The following is a 22479-nucleotide window of genomic DNA, read 5'->3' as shown; positions in this document are numbered from 1 at the left end:
TCGACCGCCCGCGACGGTCTGCTGCCCGGTCCGATCGGCCGGTTCTTCGGCACCGTGTCGCCGCGGTCGAAGGTGCCCGTACGCGCCTTTCGCGTTCCTGTTCGTGGGCAACGCGATCCTCTGCGTCTACAGCAGCCTTAACGACCTGATCACGTTCACCGGCGTGGTCATCGTGACGATCGCCGCGTTCGGCGGCGATCCCAGCCAGGTGACCATCTTCGGCGAGTCCGCTGGCGGCATGAGCGTGGCCAGCCTGGTGGCCGCGAAAGCCAGTGCCGGCCTGTTCCAGCGGGCGATCGCGCAGTCCGGGTCCGGGCAGATCGGGGCATCGCTGGAGGACGGCGCGAAAATCGCGGCCGAACTGGCCACCAAGCTCGGCGTCGAACCGACCGCCGCCGCGTTCGCCGAGGTCGACACCACTGCGCTGTTCGCGGCCCAGCAAGAGATCGCGCTCGAGTCCGCGGCTGACCCGAACCCGCAGCGCTGGGGTCGGTCGATCGTGGCCGCGGCGATGCCGTTCATCCCGACCATCGACGGCGATCTGCTCTCCGACCTGCCCGTCAACGCGATCGCCGGTGGTGCCGGCCGGGACGTGGACATGATGGTCGGCACGGTGACCGAGGAGATGCGGTTCTTCCTGGTCCCGACCGGCATACTCCCGGCGGTCACCCCGGAAGCCGTCGCCGGCTACCTCCGGGGCCGCGGCTGGGACGAAAGCATCGGCCAGACGTACGCGGCGAACCGACCGGACGGGTCGTCTGGTGACGTTTTGAGCGCGATCATGACCGACACCTACTTCCGAGTGCCCACCCTCCGGCTCGCCGAAGCCCGCGCGGCAATCGGCCGGCCCGCGCACGTCTACGAGTTCGGCTGGCGGACGCCGGTTCTGGAGCTCGGCGCGTGCCACGCGATCGAGCTTGGCTTCGTTTTCGACACGCTGGACACTCCGGACCTGCCCGCCGCGCAGTCCCTGACCGGCGCCGACGCACCGCAGGCGTTGGCCGGCCGTACGCATGCGGCCTGGGTCGCTTTCGGCAGGACCGGCGACCCTGGCTGGCAGCCGTACACGCCCGATGGCCGCTCGGTGATGGTCTTCGACGACCCGACCACAGAGGTCGTCGACGACCCGCGTGGCGACGAGCGCAAGGCCTGGGACGGCCTGGTCTGAGTCGGTGACTCCCGCCCTCGCGCGCCGGCTGGGCACCGGCGACGCGGTCGTCATCGGGCTCGGCTCGATGATCGGTGCGGGGGTCTTCGCCGCCTTCCCGCCGGCCGCCCGCGCAGCCGGCAGCTGGCTGTTGCTCGGCCTCCTGTTCGCGGCGGTGGTGGCGTACTGCAACGCCGTCTCGTCCGCCCAGTTGGCCGCGGCCTACCCGGTTTTCCGGCGGTACGTACGTCTACGGCCGCGAACGGCTCGGCGACGGCTGGGGCTTTGCGGCCGGGTGGAGCTTCGTGATCGGCAAGACGGCCTCCTGGCGCCGCGATGGCGCTGACTTTCGCCTCGTACGCGATCACCGGGCCGTGGTGGGCGCAGCGGCTGCTCGCGGTCGCCGCTGTGCTGGCGTTGACCGCCTTGAACTACCGGGGTGTCCGCAAGACCGCGGTGGTGACCCGCCTCCTGGTCGCCGGCACGCTGACCGCGCTGGCCGTCGCGGTCGGCGCGATCCTGCTCGGCGACCCGCTCTCGGTCCACTGGCAAGGGCCTCCCACCAGCGTTTACGGCGTCCTACAGGCAGCAGGGCTGCTGTTCTTCGCCTTCGCCGGCTACGCCCGGATCGCCACGATGGGGGAGGAAGTGCGGGGGACCCGGCCCGGACGATCCCGCGGGCCATCCCGATCGCGCTGTTCGTCACCGTCGCCGTCTATTTCGTGGTGGGTGGCACGGTTCTGGTCGCGCTCGGCCCGACCGGTCTGGCCGAGACGACGGCACCGTTGGCGGTGGCGGCCGGCGCGCGTGGGGGGCCGGTCGTACGGGTCGGTGCGGTGGTCGGCAGTCTCGGCGCGCTGCTGGCGCTGATCGCCGGCGTCGGGCGTACCTCCCTCGCGATGGCGCGCAACGGCGACCTGCCGCGCTGGCTGTCGGCGGTCCACGGGCGCTTCCAGGTGCCACACCGCGCCGAGATCGCGCTGGCAGCTGTCGTATGCACTCTCGTGATGACCGTTGACCTGCGCGGAGTTATCGGGTTCTCGTCGTTCGGGGTGCTCATCTACTACGCCATCGCGAACGCGTCGGCTTACACCCAGCCGGCCGCGGATCGGCGTTGGCCCCGCGTGCTGAACGTGCTTGGCCTCATCGGCTGTGTCGTACTGGCGGTCGCTCTGCCACCGCTGTCGATTGCGGTCGGATCGGCGGTTCTGGCTATCGGGCTGGGCGCGCGGTATCTCGTCCGGCGCTGACCCTTCAGCGGCGGATCGCGGCCTGCCGTACGCGATCGGCGATCAGCAGGCCGAGGCCATCCAGGATCCGCTCGAGGCCGAAGGCGAGCCCCTTGTCCTGCCCCGCGGCGGTGGCCGAGGCCATCGCCGCCAGCAGGGACGGGAAGCGGTCGCCGTGCGTACGAAGCAGGTCCGTCACCGTCGCGGCCCATTGATGCTCGGTCAGACCACGCTGGGCCGCCGGGATTGTCAGCGTCTGCTGCGCGATGCTCCGGACGTGGCCGGTCACGACCACCACCGTGTCCAGTATCTCGGAGCCGGTCAGACCGGTCGCAGTCAGCGTCCCGACCGCGCTGTCCGTCCAGCCCAGTTCGTTCGGTCCTATCGGCCGAAGTCCCACGGACGCCTCCAGGCTCCACGGGTGTTTCTCCGTGACGGTCCACAGCCGCTCGGCCCACTCGGTCAGCCGGGGCCGCCACCCGCCCGTTATCGCGGTGAGCACCGGCGGCTCGCCGAGCGCGGTGTCGAGCATCAGCGCGACCAGCTCGGCCTTGCCCGGCACGTAACGGTAAAGCGACATCGTGGTGAACCCGAACTCGCCGGCGACCCGCTGCATGGACACCGCCGCGAGGCCCTCCGCGTCGGCGACGCCGATCCCGGCGGCGGTGATCTGCTCGACGGTCAGCGCCGGTTTGGGCCCGCGGCTCGGCCGGGCCCGGTCTCCCCACAACAGCTCGATGCTGCGGTCCGCCGACTTCGCCATCCGTCGTCCTCCATCGCTGTTGACGCCCCGCACGGGAACTGTGTATAACATAAACAGAACTGCTTATGACGCACACAGTTAATGGAGCCGGCATGAAACAGAAGACGAATGCGCAGGTAGTGATAGCCGGCGGCGGCCCGACCGACCGTTTGATGCTGGCGGCTGAGCTGCGGCTCGGTGGTGTCGAAGTGGTGGTGCTGGAGCGGTACGCGCGGCGGACCGGCGAGTCCCGCGCGTACGGCATCCAGGCCCGAACCGCCGAGGTGCTGGACCAGCGCGGGATCCTCGACCGGTTCGCCGGAAAGGTGCACGGCAACGGTGACTTCGTCCATTTCAGCGGGATCTTCATGCCGATCGGCGACTACCCGACCCGGCACCCGTACGTGATGGGCATCCCGCAGTCCGAGATCGAGCCGGTACTGCAGGAGTGGGCGATCGAGTTGGGCGCGACGATCCGTCGCTCGGCCGAGGTGATCGGCCTGGAGCGAACCGAAGACGGTGTATCCGTACAGGTCAACGGGCCGGACGGGGACGAATGGCTGCACGCCGACTACGTCGTTGGCTGTGACGGCGGCAGAAGCATCATCCGCAAGCTCGCCGGCATCGGTTTCCCGGGCACGGACGCCACCCTGGCCGCCATCCAGGGCATCGTGAAGCTCGACAACCCGCCGGCGGGCCGGATCTGGGGCCCCCAGGGGCGTACGGACGCCGGCAACTTCATCGTCGCGCCGTTCCCCGACGGCCAGCACATGGTGATGGTCACCGAATACGACAAGGTGGTGGACCGAGACGTGGAAGTGACGATCGAGGACCTCCGGGCGGTGTGCGTACGCGTGGCCCGGCCACGACTTCGGGATGCACAGCGCGGCCTGGGTCAGCCGGTACGCGGACGCCGCCCGGCAGGCCGAGACGTACCGAGACGGCCGTGTCCTGCTGGCCGGCGACGCGGCACACATCCACTACCCGGCCGGCGGTCAAGGGCTGAACCTGGGCATCCAGGACGCTGTCAACCTCGGGTGGAAACTCGCCGCCGTGATCCGCCGCGAGGCCTCTGACGAGCTGCTCGACACTTACCACACCGAGCGTTTCCCGTACGCCGAACGCGTGCTGCAAGCCACCCGCGCGCAGACTGTGCTCGGCCGACCTGGGTCGCATTCGGAGGCCCTACGGGACGTTTTCGCCCAGCTGACCAAGGTCGATGAGGTGAACCGCTACTTCGTCGGGATGTTCACCCAGCTGGACATCCAGTACGCGGTCGGGGAGGGCAGCCCGCTGCTCGGTCGCCGAATCCCGGACCTCGATCTCAAGACCGACTCTGGCGACACCCGGGTCTTCCGGGGTTGGAAACCGCCCGCCCGCTGCTGCTCGACTTCACCTCGGGTGGCGCGGCCATTCCCGCCGGCTGGTCCGACCGGGTCGAGCACGTCCTGGTGTCAGCGGCGGACACTGTCTGGAACCTCCCAGGCGCCGGCAAGATCCCGGCTCCCGTCGGTGTCCTCGTGCGTCCAGACGGGTACGTGGCCTGGGTGGCTACGGACTCGAGTGATCTCGACTCCCTGCGCGCGGCCTTGACCACCTGGTTCGGCCCGGCAAGCTGAGGTCAGGTCTCGTCGAGCGCGGCCACCACATCCTTCAACCGGCCGGTGGCGCGGTAGGTGCCGAAAACGTCCATGTAGTCGCGCATGTCGGTGATCTCGCCATTCTTGACGGTCGCGATCAGCAAACCGTGGGCTTGGAACGGCTTGCCGGTCGGCAGCAGGGTGCCGCTGCCGACCCATTCGCCGACGAGAGTGTCCGGATCCGCCATGTCGTACGCGATGACCTCGGTGACCTCGGCCAGCTTGAGTGGCACGCCGTGCCACGCCGCGCGGTATCCGGCCCGTACTTCCTCGCGGCCGTAGTACACCGGCGGCCGACCAGGAGCGGCGAACGGGAAGTGGTGCAGGCAGTCGACGGCGTACAGGTCGGCCAGGTCGTCGGCGTTCATGTCGATCATCGCCTGGTGGTAGGCGGCGAGAACTTCGCGGCAGGACTGGGGCATGAGGGTGCACCTCTCACTCAACAAGTGTTGACTCAACGAGTGTAGAGCGAACGCCGAGATGGGTCAACGCCGGTAGAGTGAGGGGGTGACTGAGCAGCGCGTGTCCCGCGCCGACCGCCGCCGCAACACGCAGGAGCGGATCCTCGCGGAGGCCCGTGGTCTGTTCGCCGAGCGCGGCTATGAGCGGACCACGATCCGCGCGGTGGCAACCGCGGCTCAGGTGGACCCGGCGCTGGTCATGCAGTATTTCGGCTCAAAGGAAGAGCTTTTCGGCCGCGCGCCGTCGAAGTGCCGGAGATCCCGCCGCTGACCGGCGACCTCAAGGAGCTCACCGAAGACCTGCTGGCCAGGATCGGGATGAAGATCGGACCGATCCCGGAGGCGTCGCTGGCGATGCTGCGCTCGATGCTCACCCATCCGGAGGCGGCCGACCGGGCTCGCGCCACCCTGGACGGCCAGGTTGAGCACATCGCCGCCGCCGTACCGGCCGATGACCCGGACCTGCGGGCCGCCCTGATGCTGACCACCATGCTCGGCGTCACGATCGCGCACCAGCTCCTGGACCTGACCGCCCTGCGGGACGCCCCGGCCGACCGCATCGCCGATCTCCTCCGGCCCGCCTTCCACGCCCTCGCCACCCACCACCCTCAGTGACGGAGAGTGACAGGAGGAGTCAGCGGGAGGCTGACGCGGGTAGGCCGGTAGCGGGGCGGGTGGCGTACAGGGCCAGGGCGGTGTCGACAGCTTCGACGTGGTCGAGGGTGGGGATCTCGGCGAGCGGCACCCACGCGGCCATGTCGGTGGAGCCGCCCTCCTCGTACCGGAGGTCGCCGCCGGTGACGTGCGCGGAGTAGACGATGCGTACGTGGTGCAGCTCGACTACTCGGCCAGCTGGCCGGCCGTACTGGTTGACGGCGGAATCGACGCCCAGCAGCTCGTCGACGGCGATCGAGTAGCCGGTCTCTTCTTCGACTTCGCGGATCGCCGCGTCGTGCGGGTGCTCGCCGTGCTCGACCTTGCCGCCCGGCAACGTCCAGAGCTTCTCGCCGCCGCGGCCAACCCAGCGGGCCAGCAACATTTGCCCATCGGCGATGCACACCGCGTACGCGGCGATCCTGGTCTCCCGTGAGATTTTCATCAGGGAGAGCCTATGTCGGCCGCTACGACGAACGCAGGCAGATGCAGAACGGGTGGCCGGCCGGGTCGAGCATGACCCGCCAGCGCTCGCCCGGCTGCGGGTCGGCGAGTTTCCCACCCAGCTCGACGATCTGCTTCGCGGCGACCTCCAGGTCGTCGACGTAGAAGTCGAGGTGGAAGCGCTTGGGGGACGCGGCGTCCGGCCATGCCGGCGGCTGGTAGTCCGCGAGCCGCCCGAAGCCGATCGGCGAGACGCCTTCGGCGCCGATCATGGCGTATTCGTCCTCTTTGGCGAGGATGTCCCAGCCGAGGACCTCGTGATAGAACTCGGCAAGCGCGCGGGGGTCCGCGCAGTCGAGGTTGACCATGCACATTGTCGCGAAACCAGCCATGTCAGGTGAAACCCTTCCGATCCGACCGGGCCCAGTGCCCGACGAGGACGAGCATCGCACCCGTACCTGACAGGTTCCGTCAGGTACGGGCAGCGGCATGTTCCTTGTCGTACGCGTCCCGGGCGGCGGCGATCCGCAGCCGATGCCGTTCGGCCCAAGTTGTCAGCGTCACCAGCGAGTCGTAGAGCTCGCGCGCCATCTCGGTCGCCGTGTATTCGACCTTGGGTGGCACGGTGGGGTAGACGGTCCTGGTGATCAGGCCGTCGCGTTCCAGGTTCCGTAGGGTCAGCGTCAGCATCCGCCGGCTGATGCCCTCGATGCCGCGCTCCAGTTCGGTGAACCGGACCGGTCCACGGGTGGCGTCGACCAGGATCTGAATGCTCCACTTGCCGCCGACCCGGTCCAGCACCTCGCGCACCTTGCAGGCCTCGGTGTCCAGCAGTGCCTGGTAGCTGGCCTGCGCTGTCACATCGGTGTTCCTCTGGGACATCAAACTGCCTCCTTCCGCCGAGCCCGATGGTGACAGATGATGCACGCAGTTACAAGTCGTGCACCTTTGGAGGTAGAACCCATGACGTCCCGCTCGCGATGGCTCTCGCTCATCGTGCTGTGCGCCGGAATGCTGATGATCATCCTCGACCAGAACATCGTGAACGTGGCGCTGCGGTCGATCCAGCAGGACCTCGGCTTCACGCCGGCCGGTCTCGCCTGGGTGGTCAACGCGTACGGCATCCCGTTCGGCGGTCTGCTGCTGCTGCTGTCCGGCCGGCTCGGGGACCTGCTCGGCCGCAAACGGATCTTCCTGTCCGGGCTGGCGCTGTTCACCGCCGCGTCGCTGCTCTGCGGCCTCGCGTGGACGCCCGGGCTGCTGATCGCCGCGCGGCTCGTGCAGGGGATCGGCGGTGCGCTGACCGCGGCCGTCGTGCTGGGCATGATCGTGACACTCTTTCAGGAACCGAGGGAGCGCGCGAAGGCGATCGGCGTCTTCAGTTTCGTCGGCTCTGCCGGCGCGTCGATCGGCATCCTCGCCGGCGGGGGGGTCTGACCCAGTTTGCCAACTGGCACTGGATCTTCTTCGTGAACCTGCCGATCGGACTACTGATCGGAGTCGCCGGCGTACGACTACTCGACCGCGAGTCAGGCCTCGGCCTGCCCGCTGGCGCGGACGTCGCGCGGCGGCGCCCTGGTCACCGGCGGACTGATGCTCGGTGGGTACGCGATCAGCGAAGCCACCGCGGACGGCTGGGCCTCGGTGCGGGTGATCGTGCTGGGAATCGTCGCCGTCGCACTGTTGGCCGGCTTCGTGCTTCGGCAGGCCCGGGCGGCCGCGCCGCTGTTGCGGCTGCGCATCCTTGCCAACCCGGTGGTGTGGGCCAGCAACCTGGTCCAGGCTCTGTGGGCGTCCGCGCTCTTCGGCTTCCAGTTCCTGCGCGCGATCTACCTGCAGCAGGTGCTGCACTACGGACCGGTCGAGACCGGTCTCGCGTTCCTGCCGACCACCATCGCCATCGGCACTCTCTCGCTCGGTTTCTCGGCCCGGCTGACCACCAGGTTCGGCGCGCAGCGGGTGCTGCTGGCCGGCCTGGCCCTGGTCGGCGTCGCGCGCGCGGCGCTGATGGCCTGGGGGCCCGAAGGCGGCGCGTACGTGACCGATGTCCTGCCATCGATGGTCCTGCTCGGTGTCGGGGCCGGCATGACGCTGCCCAGCACGACGACCATCGCGATGTCCGCCGCCACCCCCCGGCGGACTCCGGGGGTTGGGTCCGGCTTGCTGAACACCACTTTGCAGGTCGGCGGGGCACTCGGCCTCGCGGTGCTGGTGTCGCTGGCGGCGGCTCGTACGAGCGGGATCGACCCAAGCGCGCAACCCTCCGCCGCAGCGCTCGTGTCGGGCTACCAATTGGCCTTCGGCATCGGCGCGGGACTGGTGCTCGCGGCCGTCGTCGTCACTGCTGTCGTCCTGACCCGCCGGCCCGCGCCGACCGCCACCACCGGCTCAGTCGCGACAGCCGGCGCTGCCCGCTAAACAGACGGAATCAATCCGCGATGGTGGTGAGAACCGTCCAGCTATGCGGTGCGACGACGGCCGGATCGACGGTTTCCGTTGCCGTTTCGGCGACTCTGAGACCGGTGAGGTCGATCGGGAAGCGGTACGGTTCGTCGCCGATATTGAGCAGGAGCAGCACCTTTTCGCCCGCGTCGCCGTCCGACCGCAGCGCCACCGCGTGATTGGTGAGATGGTCGGCGGTGGTACGGGCGCGAACCAGCCAGGGATTGCGGCGGCGCAGGCCGATCAGCCGCTGGTGCAGTCGGTAGGTCGGCCAGCCGTACGGCGCGAGGCCGCTCGGATCGGCCGGAAACACCGGCCGGATCTCGTCGTCGCCACCGACCCGGTCCTGTTTTGTTCCCTGAAAAGCCTGCTCGTCACCGGAATAGACACTGGGGATGCCGGCGACCGTGAACAGGACCGCCAGAGCGTGCCCGAGGTGCCGCTGATCGGTGAGGCGGGTGGCGATCCGGGTGACGTCGTGGTTGCCGACAAAGGTCAACGGAGTGACCGCGCCGAGAATGTCGTTGTGGCGCTTCAAAGCCCACGCCAACTCGTAGAAGTTGCCGTCGTTCAGCGAACTCCACAGGGCCTTCCACAGCTCGTACTGGGTGACCGAGTCCAGCCCGCTCGCGGTCGCATATCCCGCGTAGTCGCCGTGAATCATCTCGCCGACCATCCAGACCTGCGGATGGCGCTCTCGTACGCCCGGCAGGACCCGTGCCCAGAAATCGGCCGGCACCGCGTAAGCGGCGTCCAGTCGCCAGCCTGCCGCGCCACGGTCCAACCAGTGATTCATCACCCGCTGGACGTGGTCGGCGACCGCCGGCTCGTCGTGGTTGAGCGCTACAAGATGGTGGTGGCCCTCAAAAGTCTGATATTCACCGGTAGCGTCGCGGCGGAACCAGCGGGCCGCCGCGGGGTCGCCGGCCTCGGCCTCGATGAACTTCGCGAACGTACGGCCGACGTGGTTGAAAACGCCGTCCAGCACCACGCGCAGACCACGGTCGGCGGCGGCCGTGATCAGCCGGTCGAAATCGTCGTCATCGCCGAGCCGCGGGTCGATCCGGAAAAAGTCCACTGTGTCGTATCCGTGCGTCTCGGCGGCGAAAATCGGCCCGAGCAACAGACCCGAGCAGCCCAGTTCCACCGCATAGTCCAACCATGGTTCGCACGCGCGCAGCCGGTGCCGAAGCGGTGCACCGACCGCACGAGCTGGCGCGCCGGTGAATCCGAGTGGATAGACCTGCCACCAAATCGCGTGGTCAGTCCAGTGCGGCACGGGTGGACCTCCTTCGTACGAGCTGGGGAATGGCCGTCCACGGCAGGTAGCCGATCAACAGGGCGATCGCACATCCCAGCGCGGTGTCGAGCAGCCGGTCGGCAACGGCTTGCCAGGTCGCGCTGTGCCCGAAATCCAACAGCAGCACCACAAGAGGCGTCATGATCGTCGCATAGAGCGTGTAGTTACGGGCCTTGAGATAGGGCCGGACGGCGGCAAGGCCGGCCACCATCGTGAGGAAAAACCACACCGGCGGCGAATGCAGCAGCACCACGGAGCCCAGCGCGACGCCCAGCACGGTCCCAGTCATGCGCTCGGCGGGTCGCCGGAGGGCGCCTTCCAACCGTCGGCCCACCACGATCACCACCGTGACGGCGATCCAGGACGCCTTGGGTTGCGCCCAGATCACCCCGATCGCCTCGGCCACGGTCAGGCAGACCGCGAGCCGGATCGGGTACCGCCAGGCCGCCAGCGTCCACAACGACCGAAGGCGGCGAGCGCGATTCGGTGGAAGCGGGCTCGCCGCCACCCGCACGGGTTGTCCCGAGAGGCGGCTCGCGACCGCGTCCACCCCCGAGCGCCATGAGCACCGCCCACAGCGCTCCAGCGCAGAACAGGGCGGTTAAACCGATCGGGTCAGCCGACCCGAAACCGGTAGCGATAGCCAGAAAGGTGATGAGCCGGGCAGTAGCGGTCGCGGCTTCCCGGCTGAGAGTGCCGGCGACCGTGACCGCCATCGCGACCAACGGGATCGCCAGCACGCTCACCCACCCCGTGCCCGCCCAGCAGCGAGCCGGCGAGGCACCCGGCGACCGCCGTCAGAGCGGTCCAGCCCAGCCGCGGCGCCGCCCGCCAGCCGGCCGCCGGCCGGCCCGGCCCGCGACGGACATCGCGCCCAGTGCGGCCAGCATGCTCTCCGGCACGTGCCCGCGACCCACCAGCCCACCGCGAGCAGGCCGCCCATTCCCAGCGCGGCGGCGGTCATCTGCCGCGCCGGCACCCGCACTGTGACGGACCAGCTGACGACGTCACGTACCAACGCCCGTACCGGAGCGCCCGTCTCCACCTGCATTCAACCTCCCAAGGCCGCCTCCACAATAGTACGCATCACTTAGCAATATGCGGGTGAGAGCTGCGGCACGTCGACCAAAGGTCGACTTAGTCGCTACGCCATGCGTACGACTGTCAGGCGAGCGTCCGCGATCACTCCCGAAGGTCCATAAGAACTGCAAACGCGCTGGTAGAGGCGTTGTAACCGGAAAACCGGTTGGCCGCACTGACGGCGACGGTGTACACCGAAAGGCACTATGTACGATCACACGTTCGATCCCGGCACGCGCGATGACCAGGCGCTGTGCGACCACGTCGCGGTGACGTTGGCAGGCCTGCCCGGGGTGCGGGCGGTCGCCCTGGGAGGTTCCCGGGCGGCCGGTACGCACCGGCCGGACAGCGACTGGGACTTCGCCGTCTACTACCGGGGCGGTTTCAACCCCGACGACCTGCGCGCGGTCGGCTGGCCCGGCGAGGTCAGCGACCTCGGTGGCTGGGGTGGGGGAGTCTTCAACGGTGGTGGCTGGATGGTGGTGGACGGCAGGCACGTCGATGTCCACTACCGCGACCTCGACGACGTCGAGCGCCGGCTGGCACAGGCCAAGGACGGCGTCTTCGACGTCGAGCAACTGATGTTCCATCTGGCCGGCGTGCCGACATACATCGTGGTCGCCGAACTCGCCCTCAATCGCGTTCTGCGCGGTCGACTGCCGCAGCCCCGCTATCCCGGTGCACTGAGCCGATCCGCGTACGACCGGTGGTCCGCTGACGCCGGTTTAACCTTGTCGTACGCACAGAACGCGCATGCCGTGAAGGGCCATGTCACCGAATCGGTGGGGGCGGTCGCGGTGGCCACCTGCCAAGCCGCGCACGCGATCATGGCGGCGCGCCGCGAATGGGTCACCAACGAGAAGACCCTCGTCGACCGGGCCAGGTTGCGGGACATCGACGACATCCTCGCGGCGGCGACCGCGGATCGGCTGACGGAAGTTGTCGAGCGGGCCTCGACCCTGCTCACCTCCGCGCTGGAACTGACCCAGCCAACACCGGAGGACTGAGTGTCAGGCCGTGAAGGTGATCCGGTCGATCGCGCTGGCCGCCGCCCGGTCCAGTACCAGGCACGACGTGGCATGGGCGAGGTCGGGATCGGTGAGCTCGCCGCTTGCCGGGACCATCTCCCGCCAGGCCCGCAGATGCCGCCCGAACGCCCGCCGCCGAACCCGTCGGTTGCGAGCCTGCTGACCGTCCAGCGCCACGTCCACCGGCACGTCGAGCAGGACATAGTGCACGCCGGCCGGACGCCGATATGACCATCGGGCGATCAACGCCCGCCACCAGCGCCGGGTGCCGCAATCGTGTACGACAACGGTGCCGTCCACCGCGCAGCGCGGACCTTGCCCACAGAAGCGCGGTGAGATGGACGAGCGGCCGATAGAGCCAGTACGGCAGCCGGGTGCCGAGCAGCTGCCGCCACCAGTTCCGGGCCTGCTCGGAATCGACTACCCGGACTCCGCCGGTCGTGATGGCCGGCCCCGGTTCGGCGCCGGTCGTACCGAACAGGGCGTGCATCATCGTGCTCTTGCCCGCTCCGGGGATTCCCGCGATCACCACGACCGCCCCGGCCGGATAACGCAGGCCGGGCACCGCCACGGAACCACGCAAGTCCGTCTGGCCGTACGGCCGCAGCTCGATTTCGGTGAGCGGCGCCATCGCAGTCGTGACTCCCATGAAGAGTAAACGAACCATGGTCTAGAATTTGTTCCAAATTTGCTAAAGTATCGACCCCTCCCAGGTCTGCCGTTCCAGTGGGCGGTGTACGTACCCGATGCCCCTTTTGCTGCCCGGGCGGACTCGCCGCGATGGGGTTGAATAGGGCTTAAGTCCGTTCCCACTCGCCTGGAGTGCGTCCCGCATGAGTCCCGCGCCCGATCCCACCGTCCTGCACCCGATGCCTGGCCAGACGCGGGTCGTCCTGCTCAAGCCGTTGGTCACATCCGACTTGATCGAGGTGGGGGAGTTCTCGTACTACGACGACCCGGACGAGCCGACCGCGTTCGAGACCCGCAACGTGCTGTATCACTACGGGCCGGAGAAGCTGGTTATCGGCAAGTTCTGCGCGCTCGGTGAGGGCGTCCGGTTCATCATGAACGGCGCCAACCATCGGATGGACGGGCCGTCGACGTTCCCGTTCCCGATCATGGGCGGCTCCTGGTCCGAGCACTTCGACCTGATCACCGGCCTGCCTGGGCGCGGCGACACGGTTGTCGGCAACGACGTCTGGTTTGGCTATCGGACGACCGTGATGTCCGGCGTGCGGATCGGGCACGGCGCGATCATCGCTTCGGGTGCGGTTGTCGTGAACCACGTGCCCGATTACGGCATCGTCGGCGGCAATCCGGCGAAGCTGATCAGCACTCGCTACAGCGCCGCGGACGTGGCCCGGCTGCTCGCGGTGGCGTGGTGGGACTGGCCAGTCGAGCACATCGGCCAGCACCTGCCGGCGATCATGTCCGGCGGCATCGACGACCTCGAAGCCGCCACGCCAGCCGAATAGGGTTGCGCTCGGCAATCTGGACATCTAATATCCTGATTAAGCCGCTGGGGCTGATGAGGGCGGGTGCTGGAAATGCGGATGAGCCAGGGAGTTGAGTGGGCGGCGCACTGCTGCCTGCTGCTGGACTGGCTCTCGACGAGGGTCGGCCGGTGCCTACCGGCAAGCTGGCGGCGGCTTTCGAAGTGGCGCCTGCCTATCTGAACAAACAACTGCAGGCGCTCGTACGCGCCGACATTCTGGTGTCCACTGCCGGCGTCAGAGGCGGCTTCGAACTTGCCCGCCCACTGAACAAAATCACGTTGATGGACATCGTGGCCGCGATCGAAGGACCGGAAGACGCCTTCGAGTGCACCGAAATCCGAAAGCGCGGGCCCGGGTCCAGCACTCCTGAACGCATTCTGCGGATGCCCTGCCAGGTCACCACCGCCATGCGCAAGGCGGAGCTGCAGTGGCGGCGAGCACTGGCGGCCACCACCTTGGCGGACATTGGACACAATGTCGTACGACATGTGCCGAAGATCGCCGAGAACATGCAGCGCTGGTACGCCAGCGTGTGAGCTTTCACTGTCATAAGGATAAAGCTGTCTCGTTAATCAGGATATCAAATATCCAGTTTCAGAAGGAGTGCACTATGGAACGCCGCATGACCAACCTTCCCAAGCTCGCCGCCGGCGCGTTCAAGGCGATGTACCAACTGGAGGCATATCTGGCGCAGAGCCGGGTGCCACACTCCACCTTGGAGTTGGTCAAGCTGCGGGCCAGTCAGATCAACGGCTGCGGATTCTGCGTCGACATGCACAGTCATGACGCGAAGAAGGCGGGGGGGGACCGACGAACGGCTATTCGCGGTCGCCGCCTGGCGCGACACGCCTTTCTTCACCGGCCACGAACGCGCCGCGCTGGCCCTGACCGAAGCCGCCACCCGGCTGCCTGACGGTGACGGCGTGGCGGACGAGGTCTGGGCGGCCGCCGCGGACCACTTCGACGAGGGAGCCCTCGCGGATCTGGTGATGGCGATCGCGGCCATCAATGCCTGGAACCGCATCAACGTCACAACTCGGAACCTCGCCGGATCCCTGCGCAAGTCCAACTAGCCGTACGTCTCGCTCGCGGGAGTGGGAGCTCACGCAGAGGTCGAGTCGGCGTGGCGTGCCAGGCGTCGGGTAAGCACCAGGGGGCACACTCGTGCGGCCAGCGGAGTCGGTCGTCATGACGGCGGCGTAGTCGTCCACTGCCGAGATAGAGGCCACGGTCTGGCGCCGGACCCTCAGGTGCCGGACGGCCAAGTCTGCGGCCACGAACCCAGCCGCCGTCGGGGAGTTGGATCGCCCCAGCTAGCCGCGCCAGTTCTCCATCAGGCGAGTTGGGCACCGCCCTCACCTGCGACTCGTGCGGCGATGGCGTCGACCAGCGGCCAGCCATCGATCTGCCTGGTGGTCGGCGGCCACCCGTCTTGCATAGCCTCGTCGATCAAGGCCCGGACAGTGCCAGGCTTGTGCAGATTGACGACGACGCCGCCTTGCGCGTACACGGTCGCGGAGGGGCCATGACCATCGGCGACCAGGCGGTCAGGGCGCTGCTGGAAAACGATCAGCAGGCGTTCGGAGGGCTCGCCACGGTAAATCGTGAGAATCTCGCCGCAGTCCAGGAAATTGTTCCCGTCGCTGCGGTTCGCGTGCCGCAGCGACCAGAGGAAATCCTTACCATCGACCACCAAGCGGCGGATTTTCCTGTCGTTGCGGGACATCTTCGTATCCTGCCATGGGGCAGCGAAAAACAGGAGACCGGTGTGACGCCCCACTGTTAGCCTGCGGCCGTGGATCTCTTTCCTCGCTCCTGGATGGCGTTGCGTGCGGCGGTTGCCGGACTTTGTGAGGAGGATTTCGCGAAACCGTCCGGCTGTGCCGGCTGGCTCGTACGCGATCTGGTGTGTCATCTCGTCATCGACGCGCAGGACGTCCTCGTCACCCTGGTGACGCCGGCGGATGCTGAACCCACCAGGGACGCCATCACCTACTGGACGGTTTCCGGCGAGCCGCCGACCGGTGACGATCCGCTCGACGCGCTGATCGTCCGGCTGGCCGCCGCGTACCAGGACCCGGAGCTCCTGAAGTTCCACCTCGACGACGTCGCCTCAGCCGCCGGTCGCGCCGCCGAACTCGCCGACCCGAACCTGCGGGTGAGCACTCAAGAGATGGTGCTCACTGCGGGCGACTACCTCGGCGCGTGCGTCATCGAATGGACCCTGCACCACCTCGACCTGATCACGCACCTGCCGGCGATGGCCGAACCGCCCGCCGAGTCCCTTGCCCGGTCGCGCGCCATGCTGGAGCAGATCGCCGGAACGCCGTTCCCGGCGTCCTGGTCCGACAAGGACGTGCTGATGGTCGGGACCGGGCGGCGCGCTCCGGCGGACGCGGAGCGGACCGCCCTGGGGGAACTCGAACCGAAACTCCCGTTCGTCCTCGGATGACCGATTTGATGGGGGAGTCCGCGCTTGATGTCCTGTGGCTGTACGGGGCACCAGGGGTCGGCAAGACCACCGTGGCCTGGGAGCTTTTCCTTCAAATGGCCAGGGATGAGATCGCCACCGGCTATGTCGATATAGATCAGCTGGGGATGTGTTACGGCCCTCCGACACCGGGGAACTGGGCGCCTGAGCCTCACGATGATCCCGGTCGGCACCGGCTGAAGGCTCGTACGCTCAACGCTGTCGTCGCCAACTTCCAGGACGCGGGAGCCCGCTGCGTGATCGTGCCGGGGGTGACCGACGCGGTCCGCGGAGTGGAGACTGACCTGCTGCCACGCGCGCGGTTGACCACCTGCCGGCTACGCGCCGAGCCTGCCGAACTGCGCCGGCGGCTCGCTGCTCGTGGCCAGACGGGCGATTTCACCGCTGAAGTCGCGTACAGCGACGCCTTGGACCAGACCTTCGCCACCGACCCGTACGTCGACACGACTGAGCTCGCCGTGGCTGAGGTCGTCGACCAGATTCGGGCGCGAACCGGATGGCCAAGGCTGGCGACGCCGGTCGAGAGGCCGAGCGTCGCGGACTTCACGCCTGGCGAGATTCTCTGGCTGTGCGGGCCGCCCGCGGTCGGCAAGTCGACCGTGGGTTGGCAGGTTTATCAACAACTCCGCCAAACCGGGGTCAACGCCGCGTACGTCGACCTCGCCCAGATTGGCTTTCGCCGCCCGGAAACGGCCGGCAATCACCGGCTCAAGGCGGCGAACCTCGCTGCGGTGTGGCGGGGGTTTCGAGCAGGTGGAGCGCAGTGTCTGGTCGCCGTCGGACCACTTGAGCGGCCTGAACAGGTGACGCCGTACGTCGAGATGCTGCCAGCGGCCACGATCACGCTGTGCCAGCTGGGCGCCAGCCGGCAAACGCTGGCTGACCGGATCGTGCGGCGCGGCAACGGCGTCACGTCGACGGTGGGTTTGGCCGGCGACGAGTTGATCGGACAACCGCCAGAGCGACTACGCGAGATCGCTGATCAGGCGACACGGACCATGAACGCCCTGGACGGGCTGGGGAACGTACGGGTCGAGACCGACGACCGTCCCGCGGACGAGATCGCCGTGGAGGTCATTCAGGGCTGGTCACCTCTGAGCGATAACCACTACTTGACATAATGTTGCTTATCGACCAAGCGTGGGATGCGTAAAACATTGGACGGGTGATCCTCGGGCTTGTAGCTTGCACTGGACCGTGACACCGCACCAGGAGGTGAGTCCCATGAACGCTGTATCGATATGGGTGCTCTCTCTTCCCAGCACGGTCGGGCGATTGACGTAGGTGTCGCCGGGAGCGCCTCGACAACTACTAGGCATTCCTGAAAGGCAACACCTGTGGACTCTTTCGATGTGATCATTGTGGGCTGCGGGCCGACTGGCGCGACGCTGGCGGCCGAACTGCGGCTGCACGATGTGCGCGTACTCGTGCTGGAGAAGGAAACCGAGCCCAAGTCGTACGTCCGCATCGTCGGTCTGCATATTCGCAGTCTCGAGCTGATGGCGATGCGCGGACTGCTGGATCGCCTTCTCGAACGAGGAAGACGGCGTCCGGCCGGCGGATTTTTCGCCGCCATCGACAAACCCGCGCCCAAGGGCCTGGATTCCGCGCACGCCTATCTGCTGGGCATCCCGCAGCCGGCCATTGAACGCGTGCTCGAAGAACATGCGATCGAGCTGGGTGCGCAGGTCCGGCGTGGTTGCGCGATGGCCGATTTCGAGCAGGACGACGGGGGTGTCACCGTCACGCTGGCCGACGGCGACCAGCTGCGTACGCGCTATCTCGTCGGCTGTGATGGTGGGCGCAGTACGGTGCGCAAACTGCTCGGCGTCGGGTTCCCCGGCGAGCCCTCGCGGACCGACGCGCTGGTGGGCGAGATGAAAGTGGGTGTGCCGCAGGAGGAAATCACCGCCAAGGTGACCGAGATCCAGGAGACCCACAAGCCCTTCTGGCTCAGGCCCTTCGGCGGCGGAATCTATAGTGTTGTCCTCCCCGCCTCGGGAGTCAGCGATCGCGCGGAACCGCCCACCCTCGCGGATTTCCAACAGCAGTTGCGCACTATCGCCGGAACCGACTTCGGCGTGCACTCCCCGCGCTGGTTGTCCCGCTTCGGGGATGCCACCCGGCTGGCCGAACGTTATCTCCTCGGCCGGGTGCTGCTGGCCGGCGATGCCGCCCACATCCATCCCCCCACCGGCGGCCAGGGACTCAACCTGGGCGTTCAGGACGCCTTTAACCTCGGCTGGAAACTCGCCGGACAGATCCGCGGTTGGGCGCCGGAAACCCTGCTGGACACCTACCAGGCCGAACGTCATCCGGTCGCCGAGGAGGTGCTGGACAACACCCGCGCCCAGATGGAACTGCTGTCCACCGAACCGGGCCCGCAGGCCGTACGCAGGCTGCTCACCGAACTGATGGACTTCGACGAGGTGAACCGCTGTCTGATCGAGAAGATCACCGCGATCGGCATCCGCTACGACTTCGGCGAAGGCCCCGATCTGCTCGGCCGCCGCCTGCGCGACATCGACGTGAAACAGGGCCACCTCTACGACCTGCTGCATCGCGGCCGTGGCCTGCTGCTGGACCGCACTGAACGCCTGACCGTCGGCGGCTGGTCAGACCGGGTCGACTACCTCGCGGATCCCACAGCGGCACTGGACGTTCCGTGCATCCTGCTGCGCCCCGACGGCCACGTTGCCTGGATCGGAGACGAGCAGCAGGACCTGGACGACCACCTCTCCCGCTGGTTCGGCAACCCCGCGACCTGAGTTCGCTGGGATAACCGGAATTCTTCTAGCGTGCGGTGCGGCGAGCCGGCGCCTTCTTCACCGGGGCGCCCACGTACGCGGCGAGGTGTTGGCCGGTGAGGGTCGTACGAGCCGCGACGAGGTCGGCGGGGGTGCCCTCGAAGACGATCTGGCCGCCATCGTGGCCCGCGCCGGGACCGAGGTCGATGATCCAGTCGGCGTGCGCCATCACGGCCTGGTGGTGCTCGATGACGATGACCGATTTACCGGAGTCGACGAGCCGGTCCAGCAGGGCGAGCAGCTGCTCGACGTCCGCCAGGTGCAGGCCGGCCGTTGGTTCGTCGAGGACGTAGACGCCACCGGCTTCGGACATATGGGTGGCCAGCTTGAGCCGCTGCCGCTCGCCACCGGACAGGGTGGTGAGCGGCTGGCCGAGGCTGAGGTATCCCAGGCCCACGTCGGCGAGGTGTCCGAGGATCTTGTGGGCCGCTGGGATCCGGGCCTCGCCGGCGCCGAAGAACTCCTCGGCCTTGGTCACCGGCATGGTCAGCACCTGGCTGATGTCCTTGTCGCCGAGTTTGTAGTCCAGCACCTCGGCCTGGAACCGCTTGCCTTCACACACCTCGCAGAGGGTCGCCACCCCGGCCATCATCGCCAGGTCGGTGTAGACGACGCCGGCGCCGTTGCAGTTCGGGCAGGCGCCCTCGGAGTTGGCGCTGAACAGCGCCGGTTTGACGCCGTTCGCCTTCGCGAACGCCTTGCGGATGGGGTCCAGCAGCCCGGTGTACGTCGCCGGGTTACTCCGCCGCGAGCCACGGATCGGTCCCTGGTCGACCGACACCACGCCCTCGCGCCCCGCCACTGAGCCGGTGATCAGCGAGCTCTTGCCCGAGCCCGCCACGCCGGTGAGTACGGTCAGTACGCCCATCGGGATGTCGACGTTGACGTTGCGCAGGTTGTGGGTGTTGGCGCCACGCACCTCCATCGCGCCCGAAGGCGTACGCACCGACGGCTTCAGCGAGGCGCGATCGTCCAGATGCTGACCAGTGAGGGTCTTGCTGGCACGCAACTCCCTCGACGGTGCCCTCGAAGACCACCTGCCCACCGTCGGTGCCCGCACGTGGGCCCAGGTCGACGGCGTGATCGGCGATCGCGATCGTCTCCGGCTTGTGCTCGACAACCAGCACCGTGTTGCCCTTGTCGCGCAGCTGCAGCAGCAGGTTGTTCATTCGTACGATGTCGTGCGGGTGCAGCCCGATCGTCGGCTCGTCGAAGACGTAGGTGACATCGGTGAGCGACGACCCGAGGTGACGGATCATCTTCGTACGCTGCGACTCGCCGCCCGACAGCGTGCCGGCCGGCCGATCGAGGCTGAGGTAGCCCAGCCCGATCTCGACGAACGAGTCGAGCGTCTCCCCCAACGCCACCAACAGGGGCGCCACGGATGGTTGTTTGAGGCCGCGTACCCACTCGGCGAGGTCGCTGATCTGCATCGCGCAGGCGTCGGCGATGCTGATGCCCTTGATCTTCGACGAGCGGGCTCCCTCACTCAGCCTGGTGCCGCCGCATTCGCATTCGGGGCAGGTGGCGAAGGTGACCGCCCGCTCCACAAAGGCGCGGATATGCGGCTGCAGCGAGCTGACCTCCTTGGACAGCATCGACTTCTGGATCTTCGGGATCAGCCCTTCGTACGTCAGGTTGATGCCCTCGACCTTGATCTTGGTCGGCTCCTTGTAGAGCAGGTCGTTCAACTCTCGCTTGGTGAACCTGCGGATCGGCTTGTCCGGGTCGAAGAAGCCACAGCCGCCGAAGATGCGCCCGTACCAGCCGTCCATGCTGTAGCCGGGGATCGTCAGCGCGCCCTCGTTGAGTGACTTGCTGTCGTCGTACACCTGGGTGAGGTCGATGTCGTTGACCGAGCCCCGGCCCTCACAGCGCGGGCACATGCCGCCGGTGATGCTGAAGGCGCGCCGTTCCTTCACCGTCGCGCCGGCGCGTTGGATGGTGACCGCGCCGGCTCCGCTGATCGAGGCCACGTTGAAGGAGAACGCCTGTGGCGAGCCGATGTACGGCTTGCCCGAGGCGGCTAAACAGGATCCTCAGCATCGCGTTCGCGTCGGTGGCGGTGCCGACGGTGGACCGCGGGTCGGCGCCCATTCGCTGCTGGTCGACGATGATCGCGGTGGTCAGGCCGTCGAGCACGTCCACGTCCGGCCGGCCCAGCGTCGGCATGAATCCCTGTACGAACGCGCTGTACGTCTCGTTGATCAGCCGCTGCGATTCGGCCGCGATCGTACCGAAGACCAGCGAACTCTTGCCCGAGCCGGAGACGCCGGTGAACACCGTCAGCCGGCGCTTGGGGAGGTCGACGCTGACGTCCTTGAGGTTGTTCACCCGCGCCCCGGTGACGCGGATCAGATCGTGGCTGTCAGCGGCGTGCTGCCCCGGCGACGGCGTCTTTGCCCCTGGTCATCGTTCTCCATCTGTGGCTTGGTCCAGCGAAGGTTCTAGCGGTTCCAGTTCACTACGAGGGCGTTTCCTGGATACGGATCATGTTGCCAGCGGGGTCGCGGACGGCGCAGTCCCGCACGCCGTACGGCTGCTGGGTCGGCTCCTGGACAACGTCGGCGTCGCTGGCCTGGAGCTTCTCGAAAGCGCCGTCGAGGTCTTTGGTGGCCAACAGCAGCGTGCCGTACGTGCCCTTGGCCATCATCTCGGTGATGGTGCGCCGCTCGTCCTCGGTGAGTCCGGGACTCGCCGCCGGCGGGTAGAGAACGACGTTCGTGCCGGGCTGGCCGGCTGGACCGACGGTGATCCAGTGCATGCCGTTGAAACCGACGTCGTTGCGGATCTCGAAGTCGAGCACATCGCGGTAGAAGGCGATGGCGGCGTCGGGATCGTCCTGTGGGAGGAAGCTGGAGTGAATGGTGATGTCCATGGCGACCAGGCTATTTGCGGCTCGCGGACCGCGCTTCTCGATTCCTGATCGGTCTGGTGACTTGTTTTGCCACACACGCCGGCATCCCGCTGGTCGCGCTCGCCGCGTCCCGCCGATACACACTCGGCGGCACTCCGACCACTCCGACCAACTCGGTGAACCGGGTGCTGAAGGTGCCCAGCGACGAGCAGCCGACCGCGAAGCAGACATCGGTGACGCTCAGGTCGCCGCGGCGCAGCAGCGCCATCGCCCGCTCGATGCGCCGCGTCATCAGATACGCGTACGGCGACTCGCCGTACGCCTGCCGGAACTCGCGGCTGAGGTGCCCGGCCGACATGTGCGCGTCCCGGGCGAGCGCCTCCACATCCAGCGGCTGTGCGTACTCCCGGTCAATCCGATCTCGGACCCGGCGAAGGCGCGCGAGGTCGCGCAGGTGTTGCGCCGAGGCGCCGGTGCTGGTCACGTGCAAGATGGTGCCACATCTGCACGGTTCGTATGACAGGTCACACGCTGACGAACTTGTTCGTTACGAACATGTTCGTCAGAGTGTGCCTATGCCACCGAGGAGCCGCAGAGATCGTCCGGCCAAGCCAGCGCTGACGCGTGAGTCGATCGTGGTACGCGCCGTCATGCTGATGGG

At 67.7% G+C, this 22479-nt stretch carries 25 protein-coding genes and 5 pseudogenes; 17 read left to right on the top strand and 13 right to left on the bottom strand.

Translation table 11 applies throughout. The annotated features are described in order from the left end of the window. Window positions 1–103: 103 nt before the first annotated feature. Together GNX96_RS46095 and GNX96_RS46090 are read left to right on the top strand one after the other, a co-directional pair. Window positions 104–1168, top strand: coding sequence for a carboxylesterase family protein (locus GNX96_RS46095; RefSeq protein WP_279583307.1), 1065 nt, complete (start codon window positions 104–106; stop codon window positions 1166–1168). A 67-nt stretch (window positions 1169–1235) separates the two neighbouring features. Continuing rightward, window positions 1236–2397: pseudogene (locus GNX96_RS46090) on the top strand (APC family permease). A 4-nt stretch (window positions 2398–2401) separates the two neighbouring features. Here the strand turns inward: GNX96_RS46090 and GNX96_RS46085 are convergent. After that, window positions 2402–3139: a TetR/AcrR family transcriptional regulator gene (locus GNX96_RS46085; protein ID WP_163573711.1), complete on the bottom strand. Its 738-nt coding sequence runs from the start codon at window positions 3137–3139 to the stop codon at window positions 2402–2404. Window positions 3140–3204: 65 nt separating this feature from the next. Here GNX96_RS46085 and GNX96_RS46080 point away from each other — a divergent pair. From GNX96_RS46080 to GNX96_RS66770, 3 genes and pseudogenes are all read left to right on the top strand, one after another. Continuing rightward, window positions 3205–3942: pseudogene (locus tag GNX96_RS46080) on the top strand (FAD-dependent monooxygenase); the annotation flags it as partial. A 52-nt stretch (window positions 3943–3994) separates the two neighbouring features. After that, window positions 3995–4195, top strand: a pseudogene (locus GNX96_RS66775) (FAD-dependent monooxygenase); the annotation flags it as partial. A gap of 284 nt (window positions 4196–4479) precedes the next feature. Then, on the top strand, window positions 4480–4737 hold the full coding sequence (locus GNX96_RS66770; RefSeq protein WP_390624339.1) for an aromatic-ring hydroxylase C-terminal domain-containing protein: 258 nt from the start codon (window positions 4480–4482) through the stop codon (window positions 4735–4737). 2 nt (window positions 4738–4739) lie between these two features. On the opposite strand, the gene GNX96_RS46070 is transcribed toward GNX96_RS66770, so the two are convergent. After that, on the bottom strand, window positions 4740–5180 hold the full coding sequence (locus GNX96_RS46070; RefSeq protein WP_163573708.1) for a nuclear transport factor 2 family protein: 441 nt from the start codon (window positions 5178–5180) through the stop codon (window positions 4740–4742). 85 nt (window positions 5181–5265) lie between these two features. On the opposite strand from GNX96_RS46070, the gene GNX96_RS60470 reads away from it, so the two are divergent. After that, window positions 5266–5490, top strand: a complete 225-nt coding sequence (locus GNX96_RS60470; protein ID WP_279583306.1) for a helix-turn-helix domain-containing protein — start codon at window positions 5266–5268, stop codon at window positions 5488–5490. After that, complete coding sequence (locus GNX96_RS60465; protein ID WP_279583305.1) at window positions 5469–5834, top strand: TetR/AcrR family transcriptional regulator; 366 nt, start codon at window positions 5469–5471, stop codon at window positions 5832–5834. The genes GNX96_RS60470 and GNX96_RS60465 overlap by 22 nt, the downstream gene beginning before the upstream one ends. 19 nt (window positions 5835–5853) lie before the next feature. On the opposite strand, the gene GNX96_RS46060 is transcribed toward GNX96_RS60465, so the two are convergent. From GNX96_RS46060 to GNX96_RS46050, 3 genes are all read right to left on the bottom strand, one after another. Continuing rightward, window positions 5854–6318, bottom strand: a complete 465-nt coding sequence (locus tag GNX96_RS46060) for an NUDIX hydrolase (protein ID WP_279583304.1) — start codon at window positions 6316–6318, stop codon at window positions 5854–5856. A 22-nt stretch (window positions 6319–6340) separates the two neighbouring features. Beyond that, a complete protein-coding gene (locus GNX96_RS46055) occupies window positions 6341–6709 on the bottom strand; it encodes a VOC family protein (RefSeq protein WP_163573707.1) in 369 nt (122 codons plus the stop codon). 79 nt (window positions 6710–6788) lie between these two features. Beyond that, on the bottom strand, window positions 6789–7199 hold the full coding sequence (locus GNX96_RS46050; protein ID WP_163573706.1) for a winged helix-turn-helix transcriptional regulator: 411 nt from the start codon (window positions 7197–7199) through the stop codon (window positions 6789–6791). A gap of 36 nt (window positions 7200–7235) precedes the next feature. Here GNX96_RS46050 and GNX96_RS60460 point away from each other — a divergent pair, with 36 nt between their 5' ends. Together GNX96_RS60460 and GNX96_RS60455 are read left to right on the top strand one after the other, a co-directional pair. Further along, complete coding sequence (locus GNX96_RS60460; protein WP_313885957.1) at window positions 7236–7754, top strand: MFS transporter; 519 nt, start codon at window positions 7236–7238, stop codon at window positions 7752–7754. Between the two features lie 156 nt (window positions 7755–7910). Then, window positions 7911–8735 carry an MFS transporter gene (locus GNX96_RS60455; RefSeq protein ID WP_279583303.1) on the top strand — a complete coding sequence of 275 codons (825 nt, stop codon included), beginning with the start codon at window positions 7911–7913 and terminating at the stop codon, window positions 8733–8735. Window positions 8736–8745: 10 nt separating this feature from the next. Here the strand turns inward: GNX96_RS60455 and GNX96_RS46040 are convergent, their stop codons facing one another. The 3 genes from GNX96_RS46040 to GNX96_RS46030 all read right to left on the bottom strand — a co-directional run bounded on the left by GNX96_RS46040 (window position 8746) and on the right by GNX96_RS46030 (window position 11110). Beyond that, entirely contained in the window at window positions 8746–10038 is a 1293-nt protein-coding gene (locus GNX96_RS46040; RefSeq protein ID WP_163573705.1) for an alpha-amylase family glycosyl hydrolase, read from the bottom strand. Then, the gene (locus GNX96_RS46035) at window positions 10022–10609 is read right to left on the bottom strand and encodes an FUSC family protein (protein WP_163573704.1); all 588 of its coding nucleotides are present in this window, start codon (window positions 10607–10609) and stop codon (window positions 10022–10024) included. The genes GNX96_RS46040 and GNX96_RS46035 overlap by 17 nt, the downstream gene beginning before the upstream one ends. A gap of 192 nt (window positions 10610–10801) precedes the next feature. Further along, window positions 10802–11110, bottom strand: coding sequence for a hypothetical protein (locus GNX96_RS46030; RefSeq protein ID WP_163573703.1), 309 nt, complete (start codon window positions 11108–11110; stop codon window positions 10802–10804). A gap of 235 nt (window positions 11111–11345) precedes the next feature. Here GNX96_RS46030 and GNX96_RS46025 point away from each other — a divergent pair, with 235 nt between their 5' ends. Continuing rightward, the gene (locus GNX96_RS46025; RefSeq protein ID WP_163573702.1) at window positions 11346–12146 is read left to right on the top strand and encodes a nucleotidyltransferase domain-containing protein; all 801 of its coding nucleotides are present in this window, start codon (window positions 11346–11348) and stop codon (window positions 12144–12146) included. 3 nt (window positions 12147–12149) lie between these two features. Here GNX96_RS46025 and GNX96_RS46020 read toward each other — a convergent pair whose 3' ends face one another. After that, on the bottom strand, window positions 12150–12467 hold the full coding sequence (locus GNX96_RS46020) for a hypothetical protein (protein WP_163573701.1): 318 nt from the start codon (window positions 12465–12467) through the stop codon (window positions 12150–12152). A 37-nt stretch (window positions 12468–12504) separates the two neighbouring features. On the opposite strand from GNX96_RS46020, the gene GNX96_RS46015 reads away from it, so the two are divergent. From GNX96_RS46015 to GNX96_RS66765, 4 genes and pseudogenes are all read left to right on the top strand, one after another. After that, entirely contained in the window at window positions 12505–12825 is a 321-nt protein-coding gene (locus GNX96_RS46015) for a hypothetical protein (protein WP_163573700.1), read from the top strand. A 175-nt stretch (window positions 12826–13000) separates the two neighbouring features. Continuing rightward, window positions 13001–13642 carry a CatB-related O-acetyltransferase gene (locus tag GNX96_RS46010; protein ID WP_163573699.1) on the top strand — a complete coding sequence of 214 codons (642 nt, stop codon included), beginning with the start codon at window positions 13001–13003 and terminating at the stop codon, window positions 13640–13642. A gap of 95 nt (window positions 13643–13737) precedes the next feature. Next, window positions 13738–14199 (top strand): RrF2 family transcriptional regulator, encoded by a 462-nt coding sequence (locus GNX96_RS46005; protein WP_279583302.1) that lies wholly within the window; start codon window positions 13738–13740, stop codon window positions 14197–14199. Window positions 14200–14327: 128 nt separating this feature from the next. Further along, window positions 14328–14736: pseudogene (locus tag GNX96_RS66765) on the top strand (carboxymuconolactone decarboxylase family protein). A gap of 260 nt (window positions 14737–14996) precedes the next feature. On the opposite strand, the gene GNX96_RS45995 reads toward GNX96_RS66765, so the two are convergent. Beyond that, a complete protein-coding gene (locus GNX96_RS45995; protein WP_163573698.1) occupies window positions 14997–15389 on the bottom strand; it encodes a hypothetical protein in 393 nt (130 codons plus the stop codon). A 69-nt stretch (window positions 15390–15458) separates the two neighbouring features. Between GNX96_RS45995 and GNX96_RS45990 the strand changes: the two genes are divergently transcribed. From GNX96_RS45990 to rox, 3 genes are all read left to right on the top strand, one after another. Beyond that, window positions 15459–16115, top strand: coding sequence for a maleylpyruvate isomerase N-terminal domain-containing protein (locus tag GNX96_RS45990; RefSeq protein WP_163573697.1), 657 nt, complete (start codon window positions 15459–15461; stop codon window positions 16113–16115). Then, window positions 16112–17275 (top strand): hypothetical protein, encoded by a 1164-nt coding sequence (locus GNX96_RS45985; RefSeq protein ID WP_163573696.1) that lies wholly within the window; start codon window positions 16112–16114, stop codon window positions 17273–17275. Before GNX96_RS45990 ends, GNX96_RS45985 begins: the two co-directional genes overlap by 4 nt. Window positions 17276–17491: 216 nt before the next feature. Continuing rightward, window positions 17492–18922 carry a rifampin monooxygenase gene (rox, locus tag GNX96_RS45980; RefSeq protein ID WP_163573695.1) on the top strand — a complete coding sequence of 477 codons (1431 nt, stop codon included), beginning with the start codon at window positions 17492–17494 and terminating at the stop codon, window positions 18920–18922. A 25-nt stretch (window positions 18923–18947) separates the two neighbouring features. Here the strand turns inward: rox and GNX96_RS45975 are convergent. From GNX96_RS45975 to GNX96_RS45965, 3 genes and pseudogenes are all read right to left on the bottom strand, one after another. Continuing rightward, window positions 18948–21319: pseudogene (locus GNX96_RS45975) on the bottom strand (ATP-binding cassette domain-containing protein). Window positions 21320–21425: 106 nt separating this feature from the next. After that, window positions 21426–21839 (bottom strand): VOC family protein, encoded by a 414-nt coding sequence (locus GNX96_RS45970; protein WP_163573694.1) that lies wholly within the window; start codon window positions 21837–21839, stop codon window positions 21426–21428. 10 nt (window positions 21840–21849) lie between these two features. Beyond that, window positions 21850–22302: a helix-turn-helix transcriptional regulator gene (locus GNX96_RS45965; RefSeq protein WP_163573713.1), complete on the bottom strand. Its 453-nt coding sequence runs from the start codon at window positions 22300–22302 to the stop codon at window positions 21850–21852. Window positions 22303–22479 lie beyond the last annotated feature (177 nt).

The organism is Fodinicola feengrottensis (genome assembly GCF_010993775.1).
Classification (GTDB): Bacteria; Actinomycetota; Actinomycetes; order Mycobacteriales; family HKI-0501; genus Fodinicola; species Fodinicola feengrottensis.
Note: the sequence above shows the minus strand (reverse complement) of the source record. Positions and strands in the feature narration are given on the sequence as shown.

What these genes read in the sequence shown, in the direction of transcription:
- GNX96_RS46085 (WP_163573711.1), bottom strand. Translation starts at nt 3,139, where the DNA reads ATGGCGAAGTCGGCGGACCGCAGCATCGAGCTGTTGTGGGGAGACCGG.
- GNX96_RS46070 (WP_163573708.1), bottom strand. Translation starts at nt 5,180, where the DNA reads ATGCCCCAGTCCTGCCGCGAAGTTCTCGCCGCCTACCACCAGGCGATG.
- GNX96_RS46060 (WP_279583304.1), bottom strand. Translation starts at nt 6,318, where the DNA reads ATGAAAATCTCACGGGAGACCAGGATCGCCGCGTACGCGGTGTGCATC.
- GNX96_RS46055 (WP_163573707.1), bottom strand. Translation starts at nt 6,709, where the DNA reads ATGGCTGGTTTCGCGACAATGTGCATGGTCAACCTCGACTGCGCGGAC.
- GNX96_RS46050 (WP_163573706.1), bottom strand. Translation starts at nt 7,199, where the DNA reads ATGTCCCAGAGGAACACCGATGTGACAGCGCAGGCCAGCTACCAGGCA.
- GNX96_RS60460 (WP_313885957.1), top strand. Translation starts at nt 7,236, where the DNA reads ATGATGCACGCAGTTACAAGTCGTGCACCTTTGGAGGTAGAACCCATG.
- GNX96_RS60455 (WP_279583303.1), top strand. Translation starts at nt 7,911, where the DNA reads ATGCTCGGTGGGTACGCGATCAGCGAAGCCACCGCGGACGGCTGGGCC.
- GNX96_RS46030 (WP_163573703.1), bottom strand. Translation starts at nt 11,110, where the DNA reads ATGCAGGTGGAGACGGGCGCTCCGGTACGGGCGTTGGTACGTGACGTC.
- GNX96_RS46025 (WP_163573702.1), top strand. Translation starts at nt 11,346, where the DNA reads ATGTACGATCACACGTTCGATCCCGGCACGCGCGATGACCAGGCGCTG.
- GNX96_RS46015 (WP_163573700.1), top strand. Translation starts at nt 12,505, where the DNA reads ATGGACGAGCGGCCGATAGAGCCAGTACGGCAGCCGGGTGCCGAGCAG.
- GNX96_RS46010 (WP_163573699.1), top strand. Translation starts at nt 13,001, where the DNA reads ATGAGTCCCGCGCCCGATCCCACCGTCCTGCACCCGATGCCTGGCCAG.
- GNX96_RS45995 (WP_163573698.1), bottom strand. Translation starts at nt 15,389, where the DNA reads ATGTCCCGCAACGACAGGAAAATCCGCCGCTTGGTGGTCGATGGTAAG.
- GNX96_RS45985 (WP_163573696.1), top strand. Translation starts at nt 16,112, where the DNA reads ATGACCGATTTGATGGGGGAGTCCGCGCTTGATGTCCTGTGGCTGTAC.
- GNX96_RS45970 (WP_163573694.1), bottom strand. Translation starts at nt 21,839, where the DNA reads ATGGACATCACCATTCACTCCAGCTTCCTCCCACAGGACGATCCCGAC.